The organism is Nocardioides sp. NPDC054178 (assembly GCF_055585005.1).
On sequence record NZ_JBVJKY010000002.1, the window covers coordinates 742,728 to 766,115 of the forward strand.

Here is a 23,388-nt window from a genome sequence, read left to right on the forward strand (position 1 = left end):
TGTCGTCGCATTCGCGTTGTTTGGCGCCGGTTGCGGATCCGACCAGAGCACGAACGCGGATGCGGGTCCCTCCGCTGCCAGCAGCACGCCGGCCGCATCGGCGAGCCCGACACGCACATCGTCGGCATCACCGACCCCGCAGCCGTCGCGGATCAAGTCGATCCAGGACGTGTACGTCTACGTCGAACCGTGCAAGTCGATGGCCAAGTCCGACGCCTACTTCACGAGCGAGTCAGAGGTGAAGTCGCAGTTCGGCATCGCGAAGGCCGGGTCACCGGAGTGGACCGAGCAGCAGGAGACCTTCCCCTGGCTCGCCGACCTGTCGTCGGAGCTGTCGACGGAACCGACCTCGGCCACGTACTGCTGGATCCTCCCGAAGGATGAGCCCGCGGACGACCCGAAGACCGAGACGATCCTCAACGTTCTCGAGTTCCCGGACGTAGGCACTGCGGCTTCGGAGGCGCCCTACATCACCGATGGCGACTCGTACCCCATCGGGGACCAAGCGACCATCAATGCCGACGACGGCTGGGCAGCGGGCGCGGTCCGCGTAGATCGAGTGGTGCTCGTCGTGTCGCTCCGAGACGAGAAGTTCAACGCAACCGCGGCCACCGCCACCGTCAAGAGCATGCTGACCGACCTGGTTCCCGCCGTCATGCCGTGAGTCCTCAGCATCATTTGCCCCATGTGTCACAGATTCCGCGCCAGAGTCGTACGTCCCGGGGTAAACCGGATTGAATCGGAGCCATGGCACTGGATGCGCTGATCCCCGGCGGCTACCGCCGGTACGTCGCGCTGGGCGACTCCTTCACCGAGGGCGTCGGCGACAGCGATGCGCGCCGCCCGAACGGCGTCCGCGGCTGGGCCGACCGGGTCGCCGAGGTGATGGCCGAGCGGACCCCCGAGTTCAGCTACGCCAACCTGGCCGTCCGCGGCCGCGGGATCGACCGGATCGTCAAGGAGCAGGTCGGGCCGGCGCTCGCGCTCGAGCCGGACGTGGTGACGATCTACGGCGGATCGGTCGACCTGATGTGGCCGCACGTCGACATCGACACCCTGCTCGCCACCTACGAGTCGGCGATCGGCGAGCTCACAGACACCGGCGCGAAGGTGCTGGTGTTCACCGCCTACGGCGCGCGGGCCACGACCGTCGGGCGACTCCTCCGGGGACGCTTCGCGGTCTACAACGAGGCCGTCCGCGAGATCGCACAGCGGCGCGGGGCCACGCTCGTCGACTTCTGGCGGATGACCGAGTACGACGACGCGGGCTACTGGGACGGCCACGGCTTCCTGGGCGTCCCCGGCCACCAGCTCATGGCGATCAAGGTCCTCGACACCCTCGGCGTACGCCACCACCTGCCCACCCCGAAGCCGCTGGCCGTCATCGAGGAGCCGAGCGTGGGCGGCCTGGCCGGCCCGGTCCGCGAGGTCCGGCGGCTGGCCTCCCGCGCGCTCCCCTGGGCCGTACGCCGCCTGCTCCGCGGCCCCGCCGGGGACGGGCTGTCGGCCCGCTATCCCCGGATGACACGACTTTCGTGAACCGGTTTCACACCTGGCCGGGAGTGTGGGGTAACATCCTGGTCGCACCTGCGGACGTAGCTCAGTTGGTAGAGCGCAACCTTCCCAAGGTTGATGTCGCGAGTTCGAATCTCGTCGTCCGCTCCACAGATCCAGGTCGTGCCGTATGGCACGGCCTGTTTCGGTTCACTTGCACGTTCCAAGTGATGCAGCACACGATCACGGGTGTTCCCGCTTTGTGTCGATTAACATTGGGTTTCTGTTTTCCCATCATTGTGTGAACGACACGTAAAGGATCACTCGCCATGCCCGCGGGCTCGAGCAACCGATTCACCGACGGACGAGTCCCCGACCACGGCATCGGAGACCTCTTCACCTACGAGGCACGCCTGCAGGCGCGACTCGACGTGGAGGCGGCGCTCGCCGAGGCAGAGGCGGCCGTGAAGGTGATCCCCGCGGAGGCCGGCGAGGCGATCGCCGAGGCCGCCGATCTGGACAAGCTCGATCTGGGCCGCATCGAGAAGGCCACCGCCGAGCACAGCCACCCGCTGACGCCGCTGGTCGAGGAGCTCTCCCGGGTCGTCGGCGCGAAGCACGGTGGCTGGGTCCACTGGGGCGCGACCACGCAGAACATCACCCAGACCGCCGATCTGATCCTGATGCGCCAGGCGCACGACAAGATCCTCGACCTGCTCGGCGACCTGCTGCGCTCGCTGTCCAAGGTCGCCGAGGCCGGCGCCGAGGTGCCGATGCCGGGACGTACGCACTCCCAGCACGCCGTCCCGATCACCTTCGGCTTCAAGGTCGCGATCTGGATCGACGAGATCGCCGCCCACGTCGACCGGCTCCGCTCGGTCGAGGACCGCGTCTTCCGCCTCCTGATGGGCGGAGCCGCGGGCACCATGGCCTCCTTCGGGTCCCACGCCCGCGCGATCGAGACCGAGACCGCCTCCCGGCTCGACATGGGCTCGATGCCCGTCCCCTCGCGGGCGATCAACGACGGCATGGTCGAGTGGGTCTCGATCCTGGGGATGCTCGGTGGCACCGCCGGCAAGATCGGCAAGGACGTCTACTCGATGATGCAGCCCGAGTTCGGGGAGGCCTTCGAGCCGATCCCCGAGGGCACCATCGGCTCCTCGACGATGCCCCACAAGCGCAACCCGCAGCTCACCCTCGACGTCATCACCGCCGCCACCCAGCTGCGCGGGCTCGTCGCCCCGGCGATGGAGTCGATGCTCCACGACCACGAGGCCAACGGCGCCATGACCGGCATCCTCGAGGACGCGGTCGCCCAGGCCTCGCGTCTCGCGGGCGACGTCCTGGCCCGCCTGGTCGTCATCTTCACCGGTCTGACCTTCGACGAGGACCGGATGCGGGCCAACCTGGCCCTGTCCGGCGGTCTCATCGGCTCGGAGTCGCTGATGCTCGAGCTCGGCGAGCGCATCGGCCGCCAGGTCGCCCACGACGTCGTCTTCGAGCTGGCCCAGCGCTCCGCGGTCGACGACATCGACTTCGCCTCCCTCCTCGCCGCCTCCCCCGAGGTCTCGGCCCACTTCAGCCGCGCCGAGATCGCCGACCTGCTCGACCCCTGCCGCCACCTCGGCGAGTCCGCCAACATCGCCCGCGCCATGGCCGAGCACGCCCGCCGCGTGGCCGACACCATCCAGATCCCCGCCGTCTGACGTTGGCGTTGCCCGGACGTCGATAGGCTGCGTACGTGGCTTTCGAAGGTTTCCCCGTGGCAGCGCTCGACTTCTACGACGACCTCGAGGTCGACAACACCAAGTCGTTCTGGGAAGCGCACAAGCACATCTACAAGGAGTCGGTCCACGCGCCGATGAAGGCGCTCACCGACGAGCTCGCCGAGGAGTTCGGCAGCGCCAAGATCTTCCGGCCCTACCGCGACGTACGTTTCTCGAAGGACAAGCTCCCCTACAAGACCCACCAGGGAGCCTTCGTCGCCGTCGCCCCGCAGACCGGCTACTACGTCGAGGTCTCGCCTCGCGGCATCCGCACCGGCGGCGGCTGCTACTGGTTCGAGCCGCCCCGGCTCGCGGCCTTCCGTGACGCCATCGTCCACGACCACTACGGCGCCGAGCTGGAGAAGCGCCTGGCCGTCGCGGAGAAGAAGGGCTACGAGGTCACCGGCGACCGCCTCAAGACCGCGCCCCGCGGCATCGACAAGAACCATCCCAAGATCGAGCTCCTCCGCCACAAGTCGATCCACCTCGGCCGCACCATCGGCTTCGAGCCGATCATCCACACCCCCGACCTGGTCGGCGAGGTGAAGAAGGACTGGCGAGCCGTACGCCCGCTGGTCGAGTGGATCGCCGAGCACGCGGTCGCGTGAGCCGGCCGTCTGGACCGATCGACAAATGCCGGCGCGCGGCCGAGCGATACCCGCTACGGTGTGCGCCGTGCGTACACCTCTTTCGGTCGCGGCAGCGGCATCTCTCCTGATCGTCCCCGCCTTCGTCCTGACCACCAGCTCGAGCGGCGTGGCCGCGACCAGCTGCATCGACAGGGCGGTCACCGTCGACCTGAGCAAGGGCGAGAAGCGGACGGATCCAGCGATCCGCGACGTCATTCTGGGTACGTCCGGCGCCGACTCGATCACTGCCGACTCCAACGACGTCGTCTGCGCAGGCTCTGGAGACGACCAGATCCGCGGCGGGAGTCGCGTACTCGCCGGCCCTGGTAACGACGAGATCCGGGGTAGCGACTGGGCCGATGGGCAGTCGGGCAACGACAAGCTCTACGGGACCTCCGGCGACGACTACCTCAGCGGTGGATCCGGCTCCGACGCCATGTGGGGTCTGGGCGGATCAGATCAGTTGTACGGCCACAACAACCCCGACACCGACACGGTGATCGGCACCGACGGCGGTGACGTCATCTACGGTGGCTCCGGCCGTGATTCGATCTACGGCCACGGCGGCAGTGACCGGCTGTATGGCGAGGGCAGCGGCGACCTGGTTGTCGGCAACAGCGGCAATGACTACATCTCCGGCGGCTGGGGCACCGACATGCTCGAGGGCGGCATCGGGGACGACCGCATCCATGCCGGGGACGGCGCAGACTCCGTCATCGGCCACAGCGGTGCCGACCTCCTCTACGGCGATGCCGGGCGAGACAGTCTCCACGGCATGTCCGGCAACGACCGGATCTACGGAGGCACCGGGCGGGACTGGCTCAAGGGATATGGCGGCGCCGACTACCTCGCGGCCGGAGCCGACGGCGACTCGGTCGTCGGCGGAGACGGCCGGGACCGCCTCCTGGGCGGCGGTGGTCCCGACTGGCTCGTCGGTGGCGCGAACGCCGACGTCGTCAAGGGCGAGTCAGGCGCCGATCTCTGCGCACCCGAACCGGGCGCCGGCGTGACGTACTCCTGCCGCGTCGAGCGCGGCCTGCCGTCGGGTCCGCCGATCGGTGGCGGCACCTACTGGACTCCCTGACGACGTAGTCCGAGACGTTTCAGCCCATCAGCCGTCGGTAGATGGGCCAGAACGTCTCGGACTATCAGGCCTCAGGCGGAGGTGAAGCTCGACATGGTGCGCTCGGGCTCCCAGAAGGCCTTCATGGACTTGATGCGGCCCTCGTCGTTGACGGTGTAGACCATGATCAGGTCGGTGGTGGTGTGGCTGCCGTCGGGGAAGCTCGTCTTGATGCGGCCGATGTTGGCGCAGGTGTTGCCCTCGGGGTTGGCGAAGGAGTCGTTGATCTCGAACTCGAACTTGTGGACCGAGGCGATCGCCTTCTCCCAGAACGCCTTGAGCCCCTCGTGGCCGTGGTGGCCCTTGCCCTCGGGGTCGAACATCGACGGCCCGACCGGGTCCTCGAGCACGCAGTCCTCGGCGTAGATCGTCAGCCACTCGTCGAGGTCGCCCTTGGCGACGGCGGCATAGGAGCGCTGGCCGGCCGTACGTGCGGGGTGTTCGTCGTCGGGGGCGTTCCAGGTGATGGCGTCGGAGGAGATCATGCAGGCGATCGTACGCCGAAACTGAAACGTGTTCTACCTGATCGCCAACTCCGGCGCGGATAGGGTCGGCGGGTGCCCGTCTCGGAGATCGCTCGCCGGACCGCGGCACCCGGGCGGGACTTCAACCGGCTCTGGCTGGCGACGGCGACGAGCCAGGCGGGATCGACCATCGCGTACGGCGCCCTGCCGCTGGTCGCGGTGCTCGTGCTCGACTCCTCGACCTTCCAGGTGTCGCTGCTGGCAGCGCTGTCGGGGTTCGCGGCCGCGGCAGCGGGGGTGCGGCTCGGGCCGTGGATCGAGTACCGCCACAAGCGGCCGACGATGATCGGCGCCGACCTGATCCGGTTCACGGCGATGCTCAGCATCCCGGCGGCGGGGATCTTCGACCTGATCACCTACGCCCAGCTGTGCGTCGTCGGCATCCTCGCCGCGACCTGCGAGCTCGCCTTCACCACCGCCGCCGGCGCCCACCTGAAGGCGCTGGTCGACCCGGAGGCCAGGCTCGCCGCCACCAGCCGGCTGGAGACGACGTTCTGGACCACCTTCACCGCGGGCCCGCCGGTCGGCGGCGCGCTCGTCTCGGCGTTCGGGCCGACACTGACCGTGCTCGTCGACGCGGTGACGTACCTGCTCTCCGCGCTCGGCCTCCGCTCGATCCGTACACCGGAGCCGCCACCACCGACGAGGAAGCCGCAGCACTGGCTGGCCGAGGTGACCGCGGGCTGGCGCTACATCTTCGCCCGCCGCGACCTGCGCGCGCTCTTCCTCAACGCCGCCCTCTTCGGCTCGTGCGTGATCGCGACCAGCCCGCTGCAGACCGTGCTGACCCTGCGAGAGCTCGGCATGGAGCCGTGGATGTACGGCGTCGCCATGGGCCTGCCCTGCCTCGGCGGGATCCTCGGCGCGATGTGCGCACCCCGGATCACGAACCGGCTCGGCGAACGGGCCGTCCTGCTCGGGTCCGGGGTCGCGCGGACCCTGTGGACCATCCCGATCGCTTTCACCCCGAGCGGCCCGCTCGGCTTCGCGTGGTTCACCGCGGCCAACTTCGGGCTGATCCTCTGCGCGGGTGTCTTCAACCCGACCTTCGCCACCTACCGGATGCGCGAGACCGCCGACGACCACATGGCGCGGGTGCAGGCGGCGCGGTCGATCACCATGAAGGTCGCCCAGCCCGTCGGGGTCCTGGCGGCCGGCGCACTGGCCGCGGCGACGAGCCCTCGGGCCGCGATCGCGGTGGCCGGAGGCGTACTCCTGCTCTCCTGCGGGCTGCTTCCCTGGCGGGCCGTTGTGACGAAGAACCCTACCTGCGAGTAGCCCCGGGCTTGCCACCCCTGGAGGGCGAGCCTATTCTTAATGTTACCCGCCAGTAGTGCGTGCCGACCGGCGCTCCCGCAACTGGTACATCCGACAAAGGTTATGAAGGTGGATCAGTGAGCCACTACAAGAGCAATCTCCGCGACATCGAGTTCAACCTGTTCGAGGTCTTCGGGACCGACAAGGTTCTCGGCACCGGTCCGTTCGCGGACCTGGACGTCGACACCGCGAAGGAGATCCTCGCCGAGGTCGAGCGTCTTTCGCGCGAGGACCTCGCCGAGTCGTTCGTCGAGGCCGACCGCAACCCGCCGGTCTTCGACCCCAAGACCAACACCGCGCCGGTCCCGGCCGCGTTCAAGAAGTCCTACGACGCGTGGATGGACTCGGGCTTCTGGAGCCTGCACACTCCCGAGGAGATCGGCGGCCAGGTGGCCCCGAACTCGCTGGTCTGGGCGACCGCCGAGATGCTGCTCGGGGCGAACCCGGCGATCTGGATGTACGCCGCCGGCCCGTTCTTCTCGAAGGTCGTCTTCGAGAACGGCAACGACCGCGACAAGCAGATCGCGAAGATCATGGTCGAGCGCCTCTGGGGCTCCACGATGGTGCTGACCGAGCCCGACGCGGGCTCCGACGTCGGCGCCGGCAAGACCTTCGCCACGCCCAACGAGGACGGCTCCTGGAACATCACCGGCGTCAAGCGCTTCATCACCAGCGCCGAGTCGGACCTGCAGGAGAACATCATGCACCTCGTCCTCGCCCGCCCGAAGGGCGTCGAGGGCGTCGGCGGCCCGGGCACCAAGGGCCTCTCCCTCTTCCTCGTGCCGAAGTACCACTTCGACCACGAGACCGGTGAGCTCACCGGCGAGCGCAACGGTGCGTACGTCACCAACGTCGAGCACAAGATGGGCATCAAGGTGTCCAACACCTGCGAGCTCACCTTCGGCGACCCGCAGGCCGGCGGCGGCGAGCCCGCCAAGGGCTGGCTGCTCGGCGAGGTGCACGACGGCATCCGCCAGATGTTCGACGTCATCGAGAACGCTCGGATGATGGTCGGCACCAAGGCGATCGCGACCCTCTCCACCGGCTACCTGAACGCGCTGGAGTACGCCAAGACCCGCGTCCAGGGCGCCGACCTCGTCGCCGCCGCGAAGACCGACCCGCGCGTCACGATCACCCACCACCCCGACGTACGCCGCTCGCTGCTGGTGCAGAAGTCGTTCGCCGAGGGCATGCGCGCGCTGGTCTACTACACGACCTCGTGGCAGGAGAAGGTCGTCCTCACCGAGGACGGTTCCGACGAGAACAAGCTGGCCGCCGCGGTCAACGACCTGCTGCTGCCGATCGTCAAGGGCTACGGCTCCGAGCGCGCCTGGGTGCTGCTCGGCACCGAGTCGCTGCAGACCTTCGGCGGGTCGGGCTTCCTGCAGGAGTACCCGATCGAGCAGTACGTCCGCGACGCCAAGATCGACTCGATCTACGAGGGCACCACCGCGATCCAGGGCCAGGACTTCTTCTTCCGCAAGATCGTGAAGAACCAGGGCGCCGCACTCGGCCAGATCGCCGGCGAGATCCAGGCCTTCCTCGACAACGAGGGCTCCGCCGAGCTCAAGGAGTCGCGTGCCCTGCTCGCGACCGCGCTCGAGGACGTCAACGCGATCGTCGGGCACATGTTCAACGACCTGATGGCCTCCCAGGAGGAGATCACCAACATCTACAAGGTCGCCCAGAACACCTCGCGCCTGCTGCTCGCCGTCGGCGACGTCGTGGTCGCGTGGCTGCTGCTGCGCCAGGCCGAGATCGCCCTCGCCGCCCTCGCGGGTGACCCGGGCAAGGACAAGGACTTCTACACCGGCAAGGTCGCCGCCGCGAAGTTCTTCGCCTCCTACAACCTGCCCAAGCTGACCGCTGAGCGGGCCATCGCCGAGGCGATCGACAACTCGATCATGGACCTGCCGGAGTCGGCCTTCTGAGGCTCCCCAGGTTCTGACCTGCAGTACGCAGCGGCCCGCCCGGTTTCTCCGGGCGGGCCGCTTCGTCGTCTGCTCATGCCGCCGTTCAGAGCGCGGAGGCGGTCACCGCCTCGGCGAGCCGTGCCGCGGCAGCGGAGATCCGTCGGTTGCTCGCGACGGCGAGCTGGAAGGACCACTCCAGACCGATCGGGACGGCGACGACGCCGGGGTCACCCTCGATCGACGCGCGGGGCACGACCGAGACGCCCAGACCGCGGCAGACGAGGTTGCGCGCGAGCTCGAAGCTGGTGACCTCGGTGCGGACCGCCCGCGAGACGCCGGCGGCGGCGAACGCGGCGTCCACGACCGTACGGTTGCCCCACCCCGTCGGGAAGTCGACCCAGGTCTCCTCGGCGAGGTCGGCGGCGGTGACCGCACCGGCCCGCGCCAGGCGGTGACCGGGTGCGCAGACGAAGACCAGCTCGTCGCCGTGGATGCGGGTCAGGGTCAGCCCGGGCAGCGAGGCCGCGGGCGTGGAGACCAGCGCGAGATCGAGGGCCCCGGAGCGTACGTCTGCCTCGCTGGTGGCACTGCCCGAGATGGTCTGGCGCAGGCGCACCGTGATGCCGGGGTGGCGGGCGGCGAAGCCCTGCAGGACCTCGGCGATGTTCCAGCGGCCGGTGTAGGAGAGCGTGCCGAACAGGACGGTGCCGACCACCCGGCCACGGGCGCCGGCGACCGCCTCGCGAGCAGCCTCGATGCCGGCGAGGACCTCGCGGGCGCGCGGGAGCAGTGCCTCGCCCTCGGCGGTCAGCGCGAGGCGATGGTAGCCGCGCTCGATCAGCGGGGCGCCCAGGCCGCGCTCGAGCTGCTTGATGGCCGCGGAGACCGCGGACTGCACCACGCCGACCCGGTCGGCGCCGGCGGTGAAGCTTCCGGTCTCGGCGACGGCGACGAAGTACTCCAGCTGGTGCGGCTGCATGCTCCTCACTATCGCAGATCGTGATGCCTACCTTCGACAAGATTCGTTGGAGATGATCGTGGCGATCGGCGAGCATGGACGTATGACAACGCTCCAGGCAGTCCCCGTCACCCAGCGGCACCACCACGTCCGCGGGTTCTGGTCGGTGGCGTTCCTGTTCGCGGTGACGATGGCCTTCGCGGCCGCGCCGGCACCCCTCTACGTCTTCTACGTCGACGAGCAGGGGTGGGGCTCATTCGTGATCACGGTGGTGTTCGCGACGTACGGCGCGGGGGTGGCGGTCTCGCTCTTCCTCGCCGGCCACCTCTCCGACCGGTTCGGGCGGCGGCGGGTGGTGGCGCCGGCGGTGCTGCTCAACGTGCTCTCGGCGCTGATCTTCCTCTCGACCCACGAGCTGGGGTGGCTGCTGCTGGCGCGGCTGCTGTCCGGGCTGGGTGTCGGGATGCTGACCGCGACGGCGACGGCCCATCTCGCCGAGCTGCACCGGACCGCCCGGCCGCAGGCGCCGGCGACCCGGGCCGAGGTGGTCGCGACCGCGGCCAACATCGGTGGCCTCGGGCTCGGCCCGCTGGTCGCCGGCGTGCTGGCCGAGTGGGCGCCGCGACCGCTCTACACGCCGTACGCGGTCTTCGCGTTCCTCATGGTGATCGGGCTCCTCGCCGTCGTCGCCGCGCCGGAGACGGTCGACACCGACCAGCCGGGGTGGACGTACCGGCCGCAGCGGGTGCGGGTGCCGGCCGACGCGCGCGGGGCGTACTTCGCCGCGGGGATGGCGAGCTTCGTGGCGTTCGCGATGTTCGGCTTCTTCACCTCGCTGGTGCCGTCGTTCCTCGCCGAGGAGCTCTCGCTCCGCTCGCACTCGGTCGCGGGCCTGGTCGGGTTCTCCATCTTCGGCTCCGCGGCGCTCTTCCAGGTGCTGGCCGGGAACTGGCCGCGGCGTCGGCTGTACGTCACCGGGCTGGTCGCGCTGACCGCCGGGCTGCTGCTCGTGGTCGGCGCGCTCCTGACCGGCACGTTCTGGGTCCTTGTCCTCGGAGCCGTCGTCACCGGCGCCGGATCGGGGATGTCGTTCAAGGCGGCGATCGCCACCGTGATCTCGGTGGCACCGCCACAGAGCCGCGGCGAGGCGCTGGCCGGGCTGTTCCTGATGGCCTATGTGGGGATCACGGTGCCGGTGGTGCTGTTGGGGATCCTGGTGCAGTACGTCGCGACCGGCCCAGCCGTGGTGGCCTTCGGTGCGCTCCTGCTGGTGCTGCTCGGGGTCGCCGCTCGAGGGGTGGCCGGGTCGCGGCGTATGTCCTGACCGCTTGGCGGTCGTGATGCGGGGGACGGTATGGGGGGCCGGATCGGCTGGGTAGCGTGGCGCGCCAGTCCCCACACGTCTGGAGCTTCTCTCATGACCATCGGCCTCGGGATCATCCTGCTGGTCCTCGGACTCATCCTGCTCACCGGCGCGGTCGACCTGCCCGACGACGTCGCCAACGCGATCGCGAGCGAGCCCCTGGGCTGGATCCTCGTCATCGCCGGCGGACTCGCCATCGGGATCGGGGTCCTGCTGTCGGTCAACCGGTCGCAGCACACCACGGCCGTCGAGCACCGCCAGTACGACGCCGGCCCCTACCAGGGCGGGCCGCAGGGTCACTACCCGCCTCCTCAGGGGCACTACCCGCCGCAGGGCGGTTACCCCAACGGGGGTGGCTACCCGCCCGAGCGCGGCTGAGCCGCTCGCGCGCCACGCGTCGGGCGCAGCTGACCACGGGCGGCGCGGCGTACGGCTTCGCTCAGGTCGTCCAGCGCGACCGAGTCGAGGCGCCAGCGCTGCCAGAAGAGCTGGACGTCGATCGGCTTCGCGCCGGGTAGCGGGACGGTCGTGCCGCCGGCCAGGTCGGCCTCGGCCTGGGCGTCGAGGAGCATCCCCCAGCCGAGGCCGCGCCTGATGGCCTCGTGGAAGTCGTGGCTGCTCGGGACCCGGTGGACGACCGGGGGCCGGGTCGCGCCGTGCGCCGCCAGCACCTCGTCCTGGAGGTGGTCCTTCTCGTTGAAGACGATCATCGGGATCGCGCCCCAGTCGATGCCCCTGCCCTTGCGGTGGCGCTCGACGAGCGCGGGGGCCGCGCCCGGGGTGTAGCGGAGCCTTCCCAGCGGTTCGACCGTGCAGCCCTGGACCGGCTTCGGCTCGCTGGTGACGGCCGCCAGGACCTCGCCGCGTCTGAGCGCGTCGGCCGAGTAGCCCTGGTCCTCCACGGTGATCCGCAGCGCCGTCCGGTCCCAGGTCGCCACCTCGTCGAGCACCGGACGGAACCAGGTCGCGAGGGTGTCCGCGTTGACCACGACCGAGAGGTCGACGACGGTGTCGTCGCTGCCGTCTCCCGCGCTCAGGGTGGCCGCGGCCTCGTCGAGCAGGAGACGGAGCTGGCGGCCGTGCCTGATCAGGGGCTCGCCGGCCTCGGTGGGTACGCAGGGCGTCGTACGCCGCACCAGCACCTGCCCGGCCGCGCGCTCGAGCGCCCGGATCCGCTGGCTGACGGCGCTCGGAGTGATGTGCAGGCGGCGCGCCGCGGCGTCGAAGGTGCCTTCCTCGGCGATCACGACGAGGGTCTCGAGCTGGGTCGGGTCGAGAGTGGGCATGACTTAAGTGTGGCTCATCTTCGGTAAGATTCTTTCGCTGGTCTGCAGGTTGGCGACCGCTTAGCGTCGCCGGTGTGATCAACGCCGGCCTCGCCGGGCTCCTGACCGGGCTCAGCCTCATCGTCGCCATCGGGTCCCAGAACGCGTACGTCCTGCGCCAGGGGATCCTGCGCTCGCACGTCCTCGCCGTGGTGACCGTGTGTGCGGTCTCCGATCTCCTGCTCATCTGCGCCGGGGTCGGTGGGATGGGCGCGGTCGTCTCGCACGCGGGGTGGGTGCTGGAGGTGCTGCGCTGGTTCGGGGTGGTGTTCCTCGGCTGGTACGGCATCGGGTCGTTCCGGCGGGCGCTGCGGCCCTCGGGCCTGGATGCCGCAGATGCGCCTCGGGAGGCGCTCCCCCGCGTGATCGCCAAGGCGGCCGCCTTCACCTGGCTCAACCCGCATGTCTACATCGACACACTTGTGCTCCACGGGTCGATCGCGGCGACCTACGGCTCGGCGCGATGGGGGTTCGCCATCGGTGGCTGCCTGGCCAGCATCATCTGGTTCGCCGGGCTCGGCTACGGCGCCCGGCTCCTCGGGCCGCTCCTCGCCAGCCGGCGTGCGTGGCAGGTGCTCGACAGCCTGATCGGGTGCACGATGCTCGCGATCGCCGGTGGGCTCGCGTTGGGCGGACTGGGCTGATCGGACCGGCCGACTTTCAAATCCGTCCATTGTGTTGACCGGCGGCCTAGTGTGGCCGCATGCCGTGGACGACCTCCGACATTCCTGACCTGACCGGCAAGAACGCCGTGGTGACCGGACCGACGCTGGGCGGGATCGGCTACTTCATCGCGCGCGGCCTCGCCGCCGCGGGAGCACGGGTGATCCTGGCGGGGCGCTCGTGGGAGAAGCTCGACGCGGCCGCCGCGGCGCTCACCGAGGAGGTTCCGGGCGCCAGCCTCGACCGGGTCGCGCTCGACCTCTCCTCGCTCCAGGCGGTGCGGGCCGGGGCCGAGGCGATCGCGGCGGCGACCTTCGAGGGCGGCGGGCCGCTGCACCTGCTGGTCAACAACGCCGGTGTGATGGCGACACCGCAGTCACGCACCGTCGACGACCTCGACCTGCAGATGGCGACCAACCACTTCGGGCCGTTCCTGCTGACCGGGCTCCTGCTGGAGCCGCTGGCCGAGAGCGGCGAGGGCCGGATCGTGACCATGTCGAGCATGATGCACAAGCTGGCCCGCAAGGCACCGCTCGGGTTCCCGACCGTGCAGGTCGGACGCTACTCGCCCTGGAACGTCTACTCCCAGTCCAAGCTCGCCAACCTGCTCTTCACCTTCGAGCTCCAGCGACGCCTCGAGAAGGCGGGGCTGCCGATCGCCGCGTACGCCGCCCACCCGGGGCTCGCCTCGACACGACTGATGGCGAACGGGACGTCCAGGAGGCTGATCGCGCCGATCGCGAGCATCAGCGAGGCCGCCGTCCATGCGATGGCGCAGACCCCCGAGGCGGGCGCCTGGCCTGCTCTGATGGCGGCGACCGATCCGGGGCTCGAGCCGGGGACGTACATCGGGCCGAGCGACGCCTTCGAGGCTCGCGGCGTGCCGAAGCCGGTCTCCCCGTCGCGCCTCGCACGCGATCCCGAGGCCGCGCGGGCGCTGTGGGAGCTCTCCGAGCAGACCACGGGCATCGCCTACCCCTGACCAAAGTCTGACCCCGGTCGCTACCTCCGGCCGATGCCCCGACGGTGCGCCGGATCCTAGATTCACCAGGGTGAGCAAGAAGGTCCAGATCTGGTCACGGACGATCTCCGGGCACACCCACCGTCTCGAGGTGACCGGCGACATCGTCCGTAGGTTCGTGTGGACGGTCGACGGCGAGGAGGTCCTCACCAAGAAGACCGCCGACGACCGGGCCCGGCTCGAGAGCAAGGATCACGGGAGCCTGCTCGTGATCCACTCGGGGCTCGGTACGCCCCGACGGGCGACCTACTTCGAGCCCGGTGAGGACCTGGCCGGGATGGCCGGCATCGGCGGCCTCGACCTCACCCCGGAGCCGGGGTCACGAGCCGCTGCGTACGAACGCCGGGTCATCGACCACCCCAAGCGCTACGCGCTCATCGAGACCCTCGGCGGCGCCGCGGGCGTGCTCGGCGGCATCGTCGTCGCGGCGGTCGTCGCATGGATCGTCGCCCGGATCTCGCTGCCGAACATCGACCTCCCGCTCCCGAACCTGCCCGACCTCCCCGACCTGCCGCTCCCCGACCTGCCCAGCATCCCGTGGCCCTCGATCCCGTGGCCGGACCTGCCGGACGTACAGGTCCCCGAATGGGTGAAGTGGGTCGCCAGCCATCTGAAGTACGTCTGGCCCGTCATCCTCGCCTTCGTCCTCGCTCAGGGTGAGATCAAGCGCCGTCGCAAGCATGCCGAGGCGTCAGCCGCGCAGGCCGAGGCGTCAGCCGCGCAGGCCGAGGCGTCAGCCGCGCAGGCCGAGAAGGCAGGCACGTCGGCCGAGAAGGCAGGCGATGACGCCTCGACCGACCGGGGTGACGCCTCGGCCGACCGGGGTGACGCCTCGGCTGAGTCGGGTCAGCGGCGGGGCTTGTAGGTCGGCTTCTCGCGCTTGAAGGCGGCCTCGCGGGCGATCTTGGTGTTCTCGCCGAAGAGGAGACGGAGCTGCTCGATACGCTCGCGGGAGAAGGTGCGCTTGACGGGGGCGTACCAGGTGTAGTTGAAGAGGCGCTTGGCGGCGGCGAGCTGGTCGGGGGAACGCTCGGAGAGCTTGCGGGCGAAGGCGGTCGCGGTGGCCACCGGGTCGGCGGAGAGCTCGGTGACCAGGCCCAGCTCGTAGGCGCGCTCGCCGGAGAACTGCTCGGCGGTCATGGTGAGCTTCTTGGCGGTGTCGATGCCGACGACCTCGGAGAGCGACCGGATGCCGGTCATGTCGGGGATGATGCCCCACTTGCCCTCGAGGACCGACCACTGCGAGTCGGGCTCGGCGATGCGGAAGTCGGCGCCGAGCGCGATCTGTACGCCACCGCCGAGGCAGTGACCGTGGACGGCCGCGATCACCGGGACCGGCAGCCGGCGCCAGGCCCAGACCGACTCCTGGAAGAGGTTGGTGCCGCGGAAGGGCACCGGGATGAAGGCGCCGACGATCTTCTTCGGGTCACGCAGGACCGAGGCGAAGTCGAGGCCGGCGGTGAACGCGTCCCCCTCACCGGCGATGACCACCGCGCGCAGGTCGTGGTTCTTGCCGAGCACCTTGGCGGTGTCGACCAGCTCCCGGAGCAGCTCGAGGGTCAACGCGTTGAGCTTGTCCGGGCGGTTGAGACGCACCTGGGCGATGCCGTCGCTGATTTCGGTGGTGACGAGGGGCATGGGGAGAACATTACGGGGCAGTAGGCATGATGGGGCACATGGCTGACCCACGCGCTGGAACGCTCGCTACGCCCGCCGACCTGGTCGACGTACCTCACCTGGTCGCCTCCTACTACAACCTGCAGCCGGACCCGGAAGATCCGGCCCAGCAGGTCGTCTTCGGCACCTCGGGGCATCGCGGGTCCTCGCTCAGGTCGGCCTTCAACGAGACGCACATCCTGGCCACGACCCAGGCGATCGTCGACTACCGGACCTCGCAGGGAATCGACGGTCCGCTGTTCATCGGGCGTGACACCCACGGCCTCTCCGAGCCCGCGTGGGCGAGCGCGCTGGAGGTGCTGGTCGCCAATGACGTACGCGTCCTGGTGGACGACCGCGACGGCTACACGCCCACGCCGGCGGTGTCGCACGCGATCCTTCGCGCCAACGCCGGCCGTCTGTCTGGTTCCGGCCTGGCCGACGGGATCGTCGTCACGCCCTCGCACAACCCGCCCTCCGACGGCGGCTTCAAGTACAACCCGCCCCACGGCGGTCCTGCCGACTCCGACGCGACCAAGGTCATCGCCGCCCGCGCCAACGAGCTGATCCGTGCCGGGCTCGCCGGCGTCAAGCGGGTGCCGTTCGCTGCCGCGCGACGACAGGCGGAGGCGTACGACTTCCTGGGCTCCTACGTCGACGACCTGCCGAACGTGGTCGACCTGGCTGCCATCCGCGAGGCCGGGGTGCGGATCGCGGCGGACCCGCTGGGTGGGGCCTCGGTCGCGTACTGGGGCGCGATCGCCGAGCGGCACAAGCTCGACCTCAACGTGGTCAACGAGCTGGTCGACCCGACCTGGCGCTTCATGCCGCTGGACTGGGACGGCAAGATCCGGATGGACTGCTCCTCCCCCAGCGCGATGGCCGAGCTGGTTCGTTTCCTGGAGAGCACTCCGGAGTTCGACATCGCCACCGGCAACGACGCCGACTCCGACCGGCACGGGATCGTCACCCGCGACGCCGGGCTGATGAACCCCAACCACTTCCTCGCGGTCGCGATCGACCACCTCTTCGGCGGCGCGCGTCCCGGCTGGCCGGCGACGGCGCGTATCGGCAAGACCCTGGTCTCGTCCTCGATGATCGACCGGGTCGCGGGTGCGCTCGACAAGCCGCTGGTCGAGGTGCCGGTCGGGTTCAAGTGGTTCGTGCCGGGCCTGATCGACGGCTCGTTCGGCTTCGGCGGCGAGGAGTCGGCGGGCGCCTCGTTCCTGCGCTTCGACGGCACGGTGTGGACCACCGACAAGGACGGCATCATCCTCGCCCTGCTGGCCTCCGAGATCCTGGCGCGCACCGGGAAGTCGCCCTCGCAGCGCTATGCCGAGCTGGTCGCCGAGCTCAATCCAGGGCAGCACGGCGAGCCGGCGTACGCACGGATCGACGCCCCGGCCTCGCGCGAGGAGAAGGCGAAGCTCGCCGCCCTCTCCCCCGAAGCCGTGACCGCGACGAGCCTGGCCGGCGAGGAGATCACCGCCAAGCTCACCGAGGCGCCCGGCAACGGTGCGGCCATCGGCGGCCTGAAGGTGACCACCGAGTCTGCCTGGTTCGCCGCGCGCCCGAGCGGAACCGAAGACGTCTACAAGATCTACGCCGAGTCCTTCCAGGGCCCCGAGCACCTGGCAAAGGTCCAGGAGGAGGCCAAAGCGGTCGTCTCCGCCGCCCTGGCCTGACCACTCGCCGAGACGTCGATCTTTGACGTCGAAGAGTCGATTTCTGACACCGAATGGACCACTCGGCGTCAGAAATCGACCTCTCGCGGTCAGAAACTGACTTCTCGGCGTCGGCGGGGTCAGCGGGTCCAGAAGGGGTGCTCGGCGTCCTCACGCACTGTCACGTTGACCCGGTTGAAGAGGTTGTGGGTGGCGATGCAGAGGACCAGAGCGGCGGTCTGCTTCTCGTCGTAGTGCTTGGTGACCTCACGCCAGAGCTCGTCCGACACCGCGTCCTCGGCGTCGGCGAGACGGGTGACCGCATCGGCGAGCGCGAGGGCTGCCTTCTCGGCCTCGCTGAAGAAGGGCGACTCACGGTAGGCGGCGAGGCCGACGATCTTCTCGATCGGGAGGCCGACCTCCTCGACGCGGACGGCGTGGCCCTGGAGGCAGGCCGCGCAGCCGTTGAGCGAGCTGACGCGCATCGCGATCAGCTCGGTCGTGGTCTCGGGGAGGCCCCCTTCGACCACGGCGGCGAGAAGGTTGCCGATGCCCTTGTAGGCCTGCGGGATGACGGTTGCGGGGTTCTTCATTCGGTTGCTCATGCCATCCCTGACCCGGCGAGGCGGGGGGATGTGACGGATCCGTGAAAGAAAAATCTCTTTCGCAGAAGGTGTCACATCTGGTCTGCTTCGCGGGTCGGGTCCGTAGAGGCCTGGCCTGTGAGGGCCGCCGACCGAGAGGACCGAAGATGCAGCAGGAGTGGCTGGCCGAGCGTTTCGAGGAGGAGCGGAGGCACCTGTTCGGGGTGGCCTACCGGATGCTCGGATCCACCTCCGAGGCCGAGGACGCCGTCCAGGACGCCTGGCTACGGCTGAGCCGGACCGACACCGATGAGATCGACAACATCGGCGGCTGGCTGACGACCGTGGTCGCCCGGGTCTCCCTCAACATGCTGCGCTCGCGCAAGACCCGCGGCGAGCTGTCCATCGACGACCGGCTGCCGGAACCCACGGTCGTGCTCGACGACCCCACCACCCAGGACCCGGCCGAGCGGGCGATGCTCGCCGACTCGGTCAGCATCGCCCTCCTGGTCGTGCTCGACCAGCTCTCCCCGGACGAGCGGCTGGCCTTCGTGCTCCATGACCTCTTCGCCGTGCCCTTCGACGAGATCGCGACCATGCTCGACCGCTCCTCCGACTCGACCCGCCAGCTCGCCAGCCGGGCGCGCCGCCGGGTTCGAGGACGTACGCCCCAGGGCGATGTCACCGCACAGCGCGAGGTCGTCGACGCCTTCTTCGCCGCCGCCCAGGACGGCGACCTGGATCGGCTGATCGGTGCGCTCCACCCCGAGGTCGTCCTGCGCGCCGACCTCGGCTCCGGGATCACCACCTACCGGGGCGCGGCGAAGGTGGCGGGCAACGCCGTCATGTACGCCCACGCCGACCGCGTCACCCACCCGGCCCTCGTCAACGGCGCAGCCGGCGTCGCGATCACCTTCCACGGAAAGCTCTTCAGCATCATGGGCTTCACGGTGGTCGACGGACGGATCACCGAGATCGAGGCGTACGCCGCTCCCGCCCAGGTCGCGAACCTCGCCGCCGGCCTGGGCCTGGAGTCAGCGCAAAGCTAGGTCGCCCTACGCCGCCTGGCGGCGGGGTCGGCCGCGGCCGCGCTTGTGGGTGACCACCTGGCCGCGTTCGACGATCTCGCCGCCCCAGACGCCCCAGGGCTCGGAGCGGGCCAGGGCACCGGAGAGACACTCACGCATCACCGGGCAGTCGAGGCAGCGATCTTTGGCCACCTCGAGGGCGGCCGGGGACTCTGAGAACCACAACGCAGAGTCGTCTCCGTGGCACGGCAGGCCGGCGGCGTACAAAGGCGGGATGATCTCCAAGGGCACCCCACGAGAATCTGCTCCTGAGGTAGGCCCGCACATCGGGCAACTACCTTAGATCTCCCCTGAGGGCCTCCCCCTGAGAATCTCTTGAGGGCGAATCGTTTCGGACTCGTGATTGGCGTTTGCACCCCTCCTCGTCGCAAATATCTCTACGATGCGAAATCGCCGCGACTCGACGCGGCGGAACCCCGAGAGGAGCAACCCGTGAAGCTCGGAAAGCAAGGAATCAGCCTTGCGCTCGTCGCGGCGGGCCTGGTGATCACACCGGTCGCCGCGGTCGCCGCGAAGCCGGATCCCGGCGGCATCGACCAGCTCAAGGCAGATGCCGACCAGACCGTGACGCTCAAGAAGGAGGGCGCCACCGGCCTGATCGGCTTCGCGTCCACCAAGGGCGACCTGCTGCCCGGCGTCGGCGCCGACAGCAAGTCGGAGGCGGCCGCGAAGGCACGCAAGTATCTCGACAAATACGCCACGGTCTTCGGTGCCGAGGCCGACCAGCTCGACCAGTCGAAGGTCAGCACCACCCCGGCCGGGTGGACGGTCGAGTTCGAGCAGGCCTATCAGGACGTGCCGGTCTTCGGCGGCGTCCTCAAGGCCCACGTCGACAAGGCCGGCGACCTGACCTCGGTCAACGGTTTCGCCGCCCCGGACCTCGACCTCAGCACGACCCCGAAGTGGTCCAAGGAGAAGGCCGAGGCCAAGGCGCTCGAGCTGGTGAAGTCGAAGCCGGCCGACGCCCACGCTGACAGCACCGTCGACACCACCGGCGTCGAGGTCGTCAAGGCCGACCTCAACATCTACCGGATGGGCGCCGCCCAAGGCGTGAGCGGCAAGAGCCTGCTCGCCTGGGTCGTCGAGGTGTCCAACCAGTTGTCCAACCAGTCCACCGTGCGCGAGACCGTCGTGCTCGACGCCGCCAGCGGCAAGCCGGTCAACCGCTACTCGATGCTCCACTCGGCCACCGACCGCGAGCTCGTCGAGAAGCACAACACCCCCGACACCGGCGACGACGCGACCGTCTGGAACGAGAACGACGCCTTCCCGGGCACCCTCGACCAGGACCAGGCCAACGAGGTCGCCACCACCGGCGAGTCCTACTGGCTCTACAAGAACACCTTCGGCCGCGACTCCTACGACGGCGCCGGCGCGAAGATGGTCACGGTCAACAACGACCCGGCGATCTCGTGCCCGAACGCCAACTGGAACGGCGCGACCACCAACTACTGCTCCGGCGTCACCTCCGACGACGTGGTGGCCCACGAGTGGGGCCACGCCTACACCGAGTACACCTCCGGCCTGATCTACCAGTGGCAGCCGGGGGCGCTCAACGAGGCCTACTCCGACATGTGGGGCAACACGGTCGACTTCCTCAACGCGCGTGAGAACACCACCGACGACGTACGCCGCACCGACGGCCACTGCTCCTCGTCCACGCGTGGCGCGATCGAGCTGACCATCAACTCCCCCGCCGACGTCGCGGGTGCCTGCCCGGCCGCCGCGGCCAGCTTCGGTCCGGTCTTCCCGACCGCGGGCGTGACCTCCGACATCGTCGTGGGCCAGGACGACCCGGCCGACGGCAGCCCGACCAACGGCTGTGGCGCCTTCACCAACGCCGCCGCCATCGCCGGCAAGTTCGTCTTCGTCGACCGCGGCGTCTGCGCCTTCACCCAGAAGGTCGCCAACGCGTCCGCCGCCGGCGCCGAGGGCATCGTGATCGGCTTCCTCGAGGGCCAGCCGATCGGCTCGATCGCCGGCAACGCCGACATCTACGGCGCGACCACCGACTACGCCACCGGCCAGAAGATCAAGAACGCCACCGGCCCGGTCAACATCACCATCAAGGACACCTCGACCGAGTCGAAGGACGAGTCCGTACGCTGGCTGATGGGTGAGGACTCGACCGCCTTCGGCGGCGCGATCCGCGACATGTGGAACCCGACCTGCTACGGCGACCCGGGCAAGGTCTCCGACGAGGAGTACCACTGCGACGGAGCCACCGACTCCGGCGGCGTCCACACCAACTCCGGTGTCATCAACCACCACTACGCCCTGCTCGTCGACGGCGGCGCCTACAACGACGTCACCGTGCCCGGCATCGGCCTGGACAAGGCGGCCAACCTGATCTGGCACGCCCAGACCAACTACCTGACGCCGACCTCGGGCTTCCCCGAGTACGCCCAGGCGATGGTCTCCTCCTGCGCCGACCTGGTGGGCGTGACGACGCTCAAGAAGCTCACCCTGGGCACCTCGACGCCGCAGACCGGCGGCGGCGAGACTCCGGGTGGCGAGGCCACGGCACCGGCTCTTGAGCCGATCACGGCCACCGACTGCGCGGCGGTCGTGGCGGCCAACACGGCCACCGAGCTGACCACGGAGCCGGTCCAGTGCAACTTCGGCCCGATGCTCGACCCGAACACCCCCGCCCTGTGTGGCGAGGGCACCAACGAGGTCACGACCTACACCGAGGACTTCGAGGACGGTCTGACCGGCTGGACCCAGGACGCCGAGTCCCTGGTCCCCGGCAACGACTACCCCTGGGAGACCCTGAGCGACGTCGAGGGCAACGAGACCAAGGCGGCGTGGGGCCCCGACCCCGTCGAGGGCCAGTGCGGTGACCCGGCCGGTGACATCACCAGCCGCAACGGCCTGATCTCCCCGGCGATCAAGGTGCCCGCGGGTCTGACGCCGCGCTTCACGTTCGACCACTCGGTACGCACCGAGTCCGGCTGGGACGGCGGCAACGTCAAGGTGTCGGTCAACGGCGGCGACTTCACCCTCGTCGACCAGGCTGCGTACCTGTTCAACGCACCGGGCGCGACGATGGACCCCGACAGCGGCTACCTCGCCAGCGAGCCCGCCTGGACGGGCACCGACGGTGGCAAGTTCACCGGTCAGTGGGGCACGACGATCATCGATCTCGACGCGGTCGCCGACGCCGGTGACACCGTCAAGTTCCGCTTCGACCTCGGTCGCGACGGCTGCAACGGCGTCGAGGGCTGGGCCGTCGACAACGTCTCGGTGAGCTACTGCACCGAGAAGGCGGTCCCGGAGATCTCCGCCACCTCGCCCCACAAGGGCAAGGTCGAGATCACCGTCGACGGCGAGCGCGCCTCCGGCGAGATCGTCGTCACCGAGAACGGCAAGCGCGTCGGCCGGTTCCGCCTGAAGTGGGAGGAGGCGACCTTCCGGGCGAGCCGCGGCACGCACACCTACCAGGTGGCCTACTCCGGTGACCGTCGCAACGAGGCGATCACCGAGACGGTGACCGTCAAGGTCAAGTAGCAGTCACACCTTCGCAAGGCCCCGCCGGAAGAAAACCCTGTCCGGCGGGGCCTTCCGTGTCCCTACACTCACCCTCATGCGCGGAACGATCCTGACCCTGGGCGGTGGCGGCTTCTCGATGCCGGAGGTGCACGGACGAGACTTCTCCCCCCTCGATGCCGAGCTGAGCCGCCTGAGCGGGAAGGAGCGACCCAAGGTCTGCTTCATCGGCACCGCGAGCGGCGACGCGGACAGCTATCACGACAAGTTCCTCGCCGCGTACGCCGGCCGTTCCGAGGCGAAGGTGCTGTCACTCTTCAACAAGGCGCCCGAGGGCCACGATCTCCCGATCGACGACCTCGAGCAGCTGCTCGACCAGGACATCGTCTACGTGGGCGGCGGGTCCACGGCCAACCTGCTCGCGGTGTGGCGGCTGCACGGACTGCCCGCCCTGCTGGAGAAGGCTGCCGCCGGCGGGACGATCCTGGCCGGGATCTCGGCCGGGGCCAACTGCTGGTACGAGGCCTCCTCGACCGACTCGTTCGGCCCCACCGCGCCGCTCCCCGACGGCCTGGGCTTCCTCCCCGGCTCGTTCTGCCCGCACTACCTCGGCGAGGAGGACCGGCGCGAGACGTACGTCCGGTTCGTCGGCTCCGGGGCGCTGCCCGCCGGGCACGCGGCCGATGACGGGGTCGCCCTGCTGTGGCGCGACGGCGAGCTGATCGAGGCGCTCAGCGAGCGGCCCGACGGAGTCGCCTACGTCGTCGGGCCGGACGGGGAGACCCCGCTCGAGGTGCGGGTGCTCGACTGA

Annotated in this window: 22 protein-coding genes and 1 tRNA gene; 17 read left to right on the top strand and 6 right to left on the bottom strand. The window is 69.6% G+C overall.

Annotated features, from left to right (window positions below; translation table 11 throughout):
* Positions 1–199: 199 nt before the first annotated feature.
* From ACZ6WN_RS10295 to ACZ6WN_RS10320, 6 genes are all read left to right on the top strand, one after another.
* Positions 200–664 carry a hypothetical protein gene (locus tag ACZ6WN_RS10295; RefSeq protein WP_465864540.1) on the top strand — a complete coding sequence of 155 codons (465 nt, stop codon included), beginning with the start codon at positions 200–202 and terminating at the stop codon, positions 662–664.
* An 83-nt stretch (positions 665–747) separates the two neighbouring features.
* The gene (locus ACZ6WN_RS10300) at positions 748–1,539 is read left to right on the top strand and encodes an SGNH/GDSL hydrolase family protein (RefSeq protein ID WP_465864541.1); all 792 of its coding nucleotides are present in this window, start codon (positions 748–750) and stop codon (positions 1,537–1,539) included.
* A 50-nt stretch (positions 1,540–1,589) separates the two neighbouring features.
* Positions 1,590–1,665, top strand: a tRNA-Gly gene (locus ACZ6WN_RS10305).
* 158 nt (positions 1,666–1,823) lie between these two features.
* Positions 1,824–3,200 (top strand): class-II fumarase/aspartase family protein, encoded by a 1,377-nt coding sequence (locus ACZ6WN_RS10310; RefSeq protein ID WP_465864542.1) that lies wholly within the window; start codon positions 1,824–1,826, stop codon positions 3,198–3,200.
* A gap of 35 nt (positions 3,201–3,235) precedes the next feature.
* Entirely contained in the window at positions 3,236–3,868 is a 633-nt protein-coding gene (locus ACZ6WN_RS10315; RefSeq protein WP_465864543.1) for a DUF2461 domain-containing protein, read from the top strand.
* Between the two features lie 67 nt (positions 3,869–3,935).
* Positions 3,936–4,973, top strand: a complete 1,038-nt coding sequence (locus tag ACZ6WN_RS10320) for a calcium-binding protein (RefSeq protein ID WP_465864544.1) — start codon at positions 3,936–3,938, stop codon at positions 4,971–4,973.
* A 71-nt stretch (positions 4,974–5,044) separates the two neighbouring features.
* On the opposite strand, the gene ACZ6WN_RS10325 is transcribed toward ACZ6WN_RS10320, so the two are convergent.
* A complete protein-coding gene (locus ACZ6WN_RS10325; RefSeq protein ID WP_465864545.1) occupies positions 5,045–5,497 on the bottom strand; it encodes a nuclear transport factor 2 family protein in 453 nt (150 codons plus the stop codon).
* Positions 5,498–5,569: 72 nt separating this feature from the next.
* Between ACZ6WN_RS10325 and ACZ6WN_RS10330 the strand changes: the two genes are divergently transcribed.
* Both ACZ6WN_RS10330 and ACZ6WN_RS10335 read left to right on the top strand, forming a co-directional pair.
* On the top strand, positions 5,570–6,814 hold the full coding sequence (locus ACZ6WN_RS10330; RefSeq protein ID WP_465864546.1) for an MFS transporter: 1,245 nt from the start codon (positions 5,570–5,572) through the stop codon (positions 6,812–6,814).
* A 116-nt stretch (positions 6,815–6,930) separates the two neighbouring features.
* Positions 6,931–8,784 (top strand): acyl-CoA dehydrogenase, encoded by a 1,854-nt coding sequence (locus tag ACZ6WN_RS10335; RefSeq protein ID WP_465864547.1) that lies wholly within the window; start codon positions 6,931–6,933, stop codon positions 8,782–8,784.
* 85 nt (positions 8,785–8,869) lie between these two features.
* On the opposite strand, the gene ACZ6WN_RS10340 is transcribed toward ACZ6WN_RS10335, so the two are convergent.
* Positions 8,870–9,745, bottom strand: coding sequence for a LysR family transcriptional regulator (locus tag ACZ6WN_RS10340; protein ID WP_465864548.1), 876 nt, complete (start codon positions 9,743–9,745; stop codon positions 8,870–8,872).
* A gap of 82 nt (positions 9,746–9,827) precedes the next feature.
* On the opposite strand from ACZ6WN_RS10340, the gene ACZ6WN_RS10345 reads away from it, so the two are divergent.
* On the top strand, positions 9,828–11,048 hold the full coding sequence (locus tag ACZ6WN_RS10345) for an MFS transporter (RefSeq protein WP_465864549.1): 1,221 nt from the start codon (positions 9,828–9,830) through the stop codon (positions 11,046–11,048).
* A gap of 93 nt (positions 11,049–11,141) precedes the next feature.
* Positions 11,142–11,465, top strand: a complete 324-nt coding sequence (locus ACZ6WN_RS10350) for a hypothetical protein (RefSeq protein WP_465864550.1) — start codon at positions 11,142–11,144, stop codon at positions 11,463–11,465.
* Here the strand turns inward: ACZ6WN_RS10350 and ACZ6WN_RS10355 are convergent.
* Positions 11,444–12,373, bottom strand: coding sequence for a LysR family transcriptional regulator ArgP (locus ACZ6WN_RS10355; RefSeq protein ID WP_465864551.1), 930 nt, complete (start codon positions 12,371–12,373; stop codon positions 11,444–11,446). The two genes, ACZ6WN_RS10350 and ACZ6WN_RS10355, sit on opposite strands and share 22 nt — an antisense overlap.
* A 74-nt stretch (positions 12,374–12,447) precedes the next feature.
* On the opposite strand from ACZ6WN_RS10355, the gene ACZ6WN_RS10360 reads away from it, so the two are divergent.
* From ACZ6WN_RS10360 to ACZ6WN_RS10370, 3 genes are all read left to right on the top strand, one after another.
* Positions 12,448–13,056, top strand: coding sequence for a LysE/ArgO family amino acid transporter (locus ACZ6WN_RS10360; RefSeq protein ID WP_465864552.1), 609 nt, complete (start codon positions 12,448–12,450; stop codon positions 13,054–13,056).
* A gap of 59 nt (positions 13,057–13,115) precedes the next feature.
* Entirely contained in the window at positions 13,116–14,057 is a 942-nt protein-coding gene (locus tag ACZ6WN_RS10365; RefSeq protein WP_465864553.1) for an oxidoreductase, read from the top strand.
* A 70-nt stretch (positions 14,058–14,127) separates the two neighbouring features.
* Positions 14,128–14,961, top strand: coding sequence for a hypothetical protein (locus ACZ6WN_RS10370; protein ID WP_465864554.1), 834 nt, complete (start codon positions 14,128–14,130; stop codon positions 14,959–14,961).
* Here ACZ6WN_RS10370 and ACZ6WN_RS10375 read toward each other — a convergent pair.
* Complete coding sequence (locus ACZ6WN_RS10375; RefSeq protein ID WP_465864555.1) at positions 14,943–15,734, bottom strand: crotonase/enoyl-CoA hydratase family protein; 792 nt, start codon at positions 15,732–15,734, stop codon at positions 14,943–14,945. The two genes, ACZ6WN_RS10370 and ACZ6WN_RS10375, sit on opposite strands and share 19 nt — an antisense overlap.
* A gap of 38 nt (positions 15,735–15,772) precedes the next feature.
* On the opposite strand from ACZ6WN_RS10375, the gene pgm reads away from it, so the two are divergent.
* Complete coding sequence (gene pgm, locus ACZ6WN_RS10380; RefSeq protein WP_465864556.1) at positions 15,773–17,437, top strand: phosphoglucomutase (alpha-D-glucose-1,6-bisphosphate-dependent); 1,665 nt, start codon at positions 15,773–15,775, stop codon at positions 17,435–17,437.
* Positions 17,438–17,556: 119 nt separating this feature from the next.
* On the opposite strand, the gene ACZ6WN_RS10385 is transcribed toward pgm, so the two are convergent.
* Complete coding sequence (locus ACZ6WN_RS10385) at positions 17,557–18,009, bottom strand: carboxymuconolactone decarboxylase family protein (protein ID WP_465864557.1); 453 nt, start codon at positions 18,007–18,009, stop codon at positions 17,557–17,559.
* Positions 18,010–18,167: 158 nt separating this feature from the next.
* Here ACZ6WN_RS10385 and ACZ6WN_RS10390 point away from each other — a divergent pair, with 158 nt between their 5' ends.
* Positions 18,168–19,049: a sigma-70 family RNA polymerase sigma factor gene (locus ACZ6WN_RS10390; RefSeq protein ID WP_465864558.1), complete on the top strand. Its 882-nt coding sequence runs from the start codon at positions 18,168–18,170 to the stop codon at positions 19,047–19,049.
* Between the two features lie 6 nt (positions 19,050–19,055).
* On the opposite strand, the gene ACZ6WN_RS10395 is transcribed toward ACZ6WN_RS10390, so the two are convergent.
* Positions 19,056–19,355 (bottom strand): WhiB family transcriptional regulator, encoded by a 300-nt coding sequence (locus tag ACZ6WN_RS10395; protein WP_045547698.1) that lies wholly within the window; start codon positions 19,353–19,355, stop codon positions 19,056–19,058.
* Positions 19,356–19,520: 165 nt separating this feature from the next.
* Here ACZ6WN_RS10395 and ACZ6WN_RS10400 point away from each other — a divergent pair, with 165 nt between their 5' ends.
* Both ACZ6WN_RS10400 and ACZ6WN_RS10405 read left to right on the top strand, forming a co-directional pair.
* A complete protein-coding gene (locus ACZ6WN_RS10400) occupies positions 19,521–22,598 on the top strand; it encodes a M4 family metallopeptidase (RefSeq protein ID WP_465864559.1) in 3,078 nt (1,025 codons plus the stop codon).
* A 76-nt stretch (positions 22,599–22,674) separates the two neighbouring features.
* Positions 22,675–23,388, top strand: coding sequence for a Type 1 glutamine amidotransferase-like domain-containing protein (locus tag ACZ6WN_RS10405; protein WP_465864560.1), 714 nt, complete (start codon positions 22,675–22,677; stop codon positions 23,386–23,388).

Coding starts and splice junctions, on each gene's coding strand:
- ACZ6WN_RS10295 (WP_465864540.1), top strand. CDS start 200: ATGGCCAAGTCCGACGCCTACTTCACGAGCGAGTCAGAGGTGAAGTCG.
- ACZ6WN_RS10300 (WP_465864541.1), top strand. CDS start 748: ATGGCACTGGATGCGCTGATCCCCGGCGGCTACCGCCGGTACGTCGCG.
- ACZ6WN_RS10310 (WP_465864542.1), top strand. CDS start 1,824: ATGCCCGCGGGCTCGAGCAACCGATTCACCGACGGACGAGTCCCCGAC.
- ACZ6WN_RS10325 (WP_465864545.1), bottom strand. CDS start 5,497: ATGATCTCCTCCGACGCCATCACCTGGAACGCCCCCGACGACGAACAC.
- ACZ6WN_RS10340 (WP_465864548.1), bottom strand. CDS start 9,745: ATGCAGCCGCACCAGCTGGAGTACTTCGTCGCCGTCGCCGAGACCGGA.
- ACZ6WN_RS10345 (WP_465864549.1), top strand. CDS start 9,828: ATGACAACGCTCCAGGCAGTCCCCGTCACCCAGCGGCACCACCACGTC.
- ACZ6WN_RS10350 (WP_465864550.1), top strand. CDS start 11,142: ATGACCATCGGCCTCGGGATCATCCTGCTGGTCCTCGGACTCATCCTG.
- ACZ6WN_RS10355 (WP_465864551.1), bottom strand. CDS start 12,373: ATGCCCACTCTCGACCCGACCCAGCTCGAGACCCTCGTCGTGATCGCC.
- ACZ6WN_RS10365 (WP_465864553.1), top strand. CDS start 13,116: ATGCCGTGGACGACCTCCGACATTCCTGACCTGACCGGCAAGAACGCC.
- ACZ6WN_RS10375 (WP_465864555.1), bottom strand. CDS start 15,734: ATGCCCCTCGTCACCACCGAAATCAGCGACGGCATCGCCCAGGTGCGT.
- pgm (WP_465864556.1), top strand. CDS start 15,773: ATGGCTGACCCACGCGCTGGAACGCTCGCTACGCCCGCCGACCTGGTC.
- ACZ6WN_RS10385 (WP_465864557.1), bottom strand. CDS start 18,009: ATGAAGAACCCCGCAACCGTCATCCCGCAGGCCTACAAGGGCATCGGC.
- ACZ6WN_RS10390 (WP_465864558.1), top strand. CDS start 18,168: ATGCAGCAGGAGTGGCTGGCCGAGCGTTTCGAGGAGGAGCGGAGGCAC.
- ACZ6WN_RS10395 (WP_045547698.1), bottom strand. CDS start 19,355: ATGTGCGGGCCTACCTCAGGAGCAGATTCTCGTGGGGTGCCCTTGGAG.
- ACZ6WN_RS10405 (WP_465864560.1), top strand. CDS start 22,675: ATGCGCGGAACGATCCTGACCCTGGGCGGTGGCGGCTTCTCGATGCCG.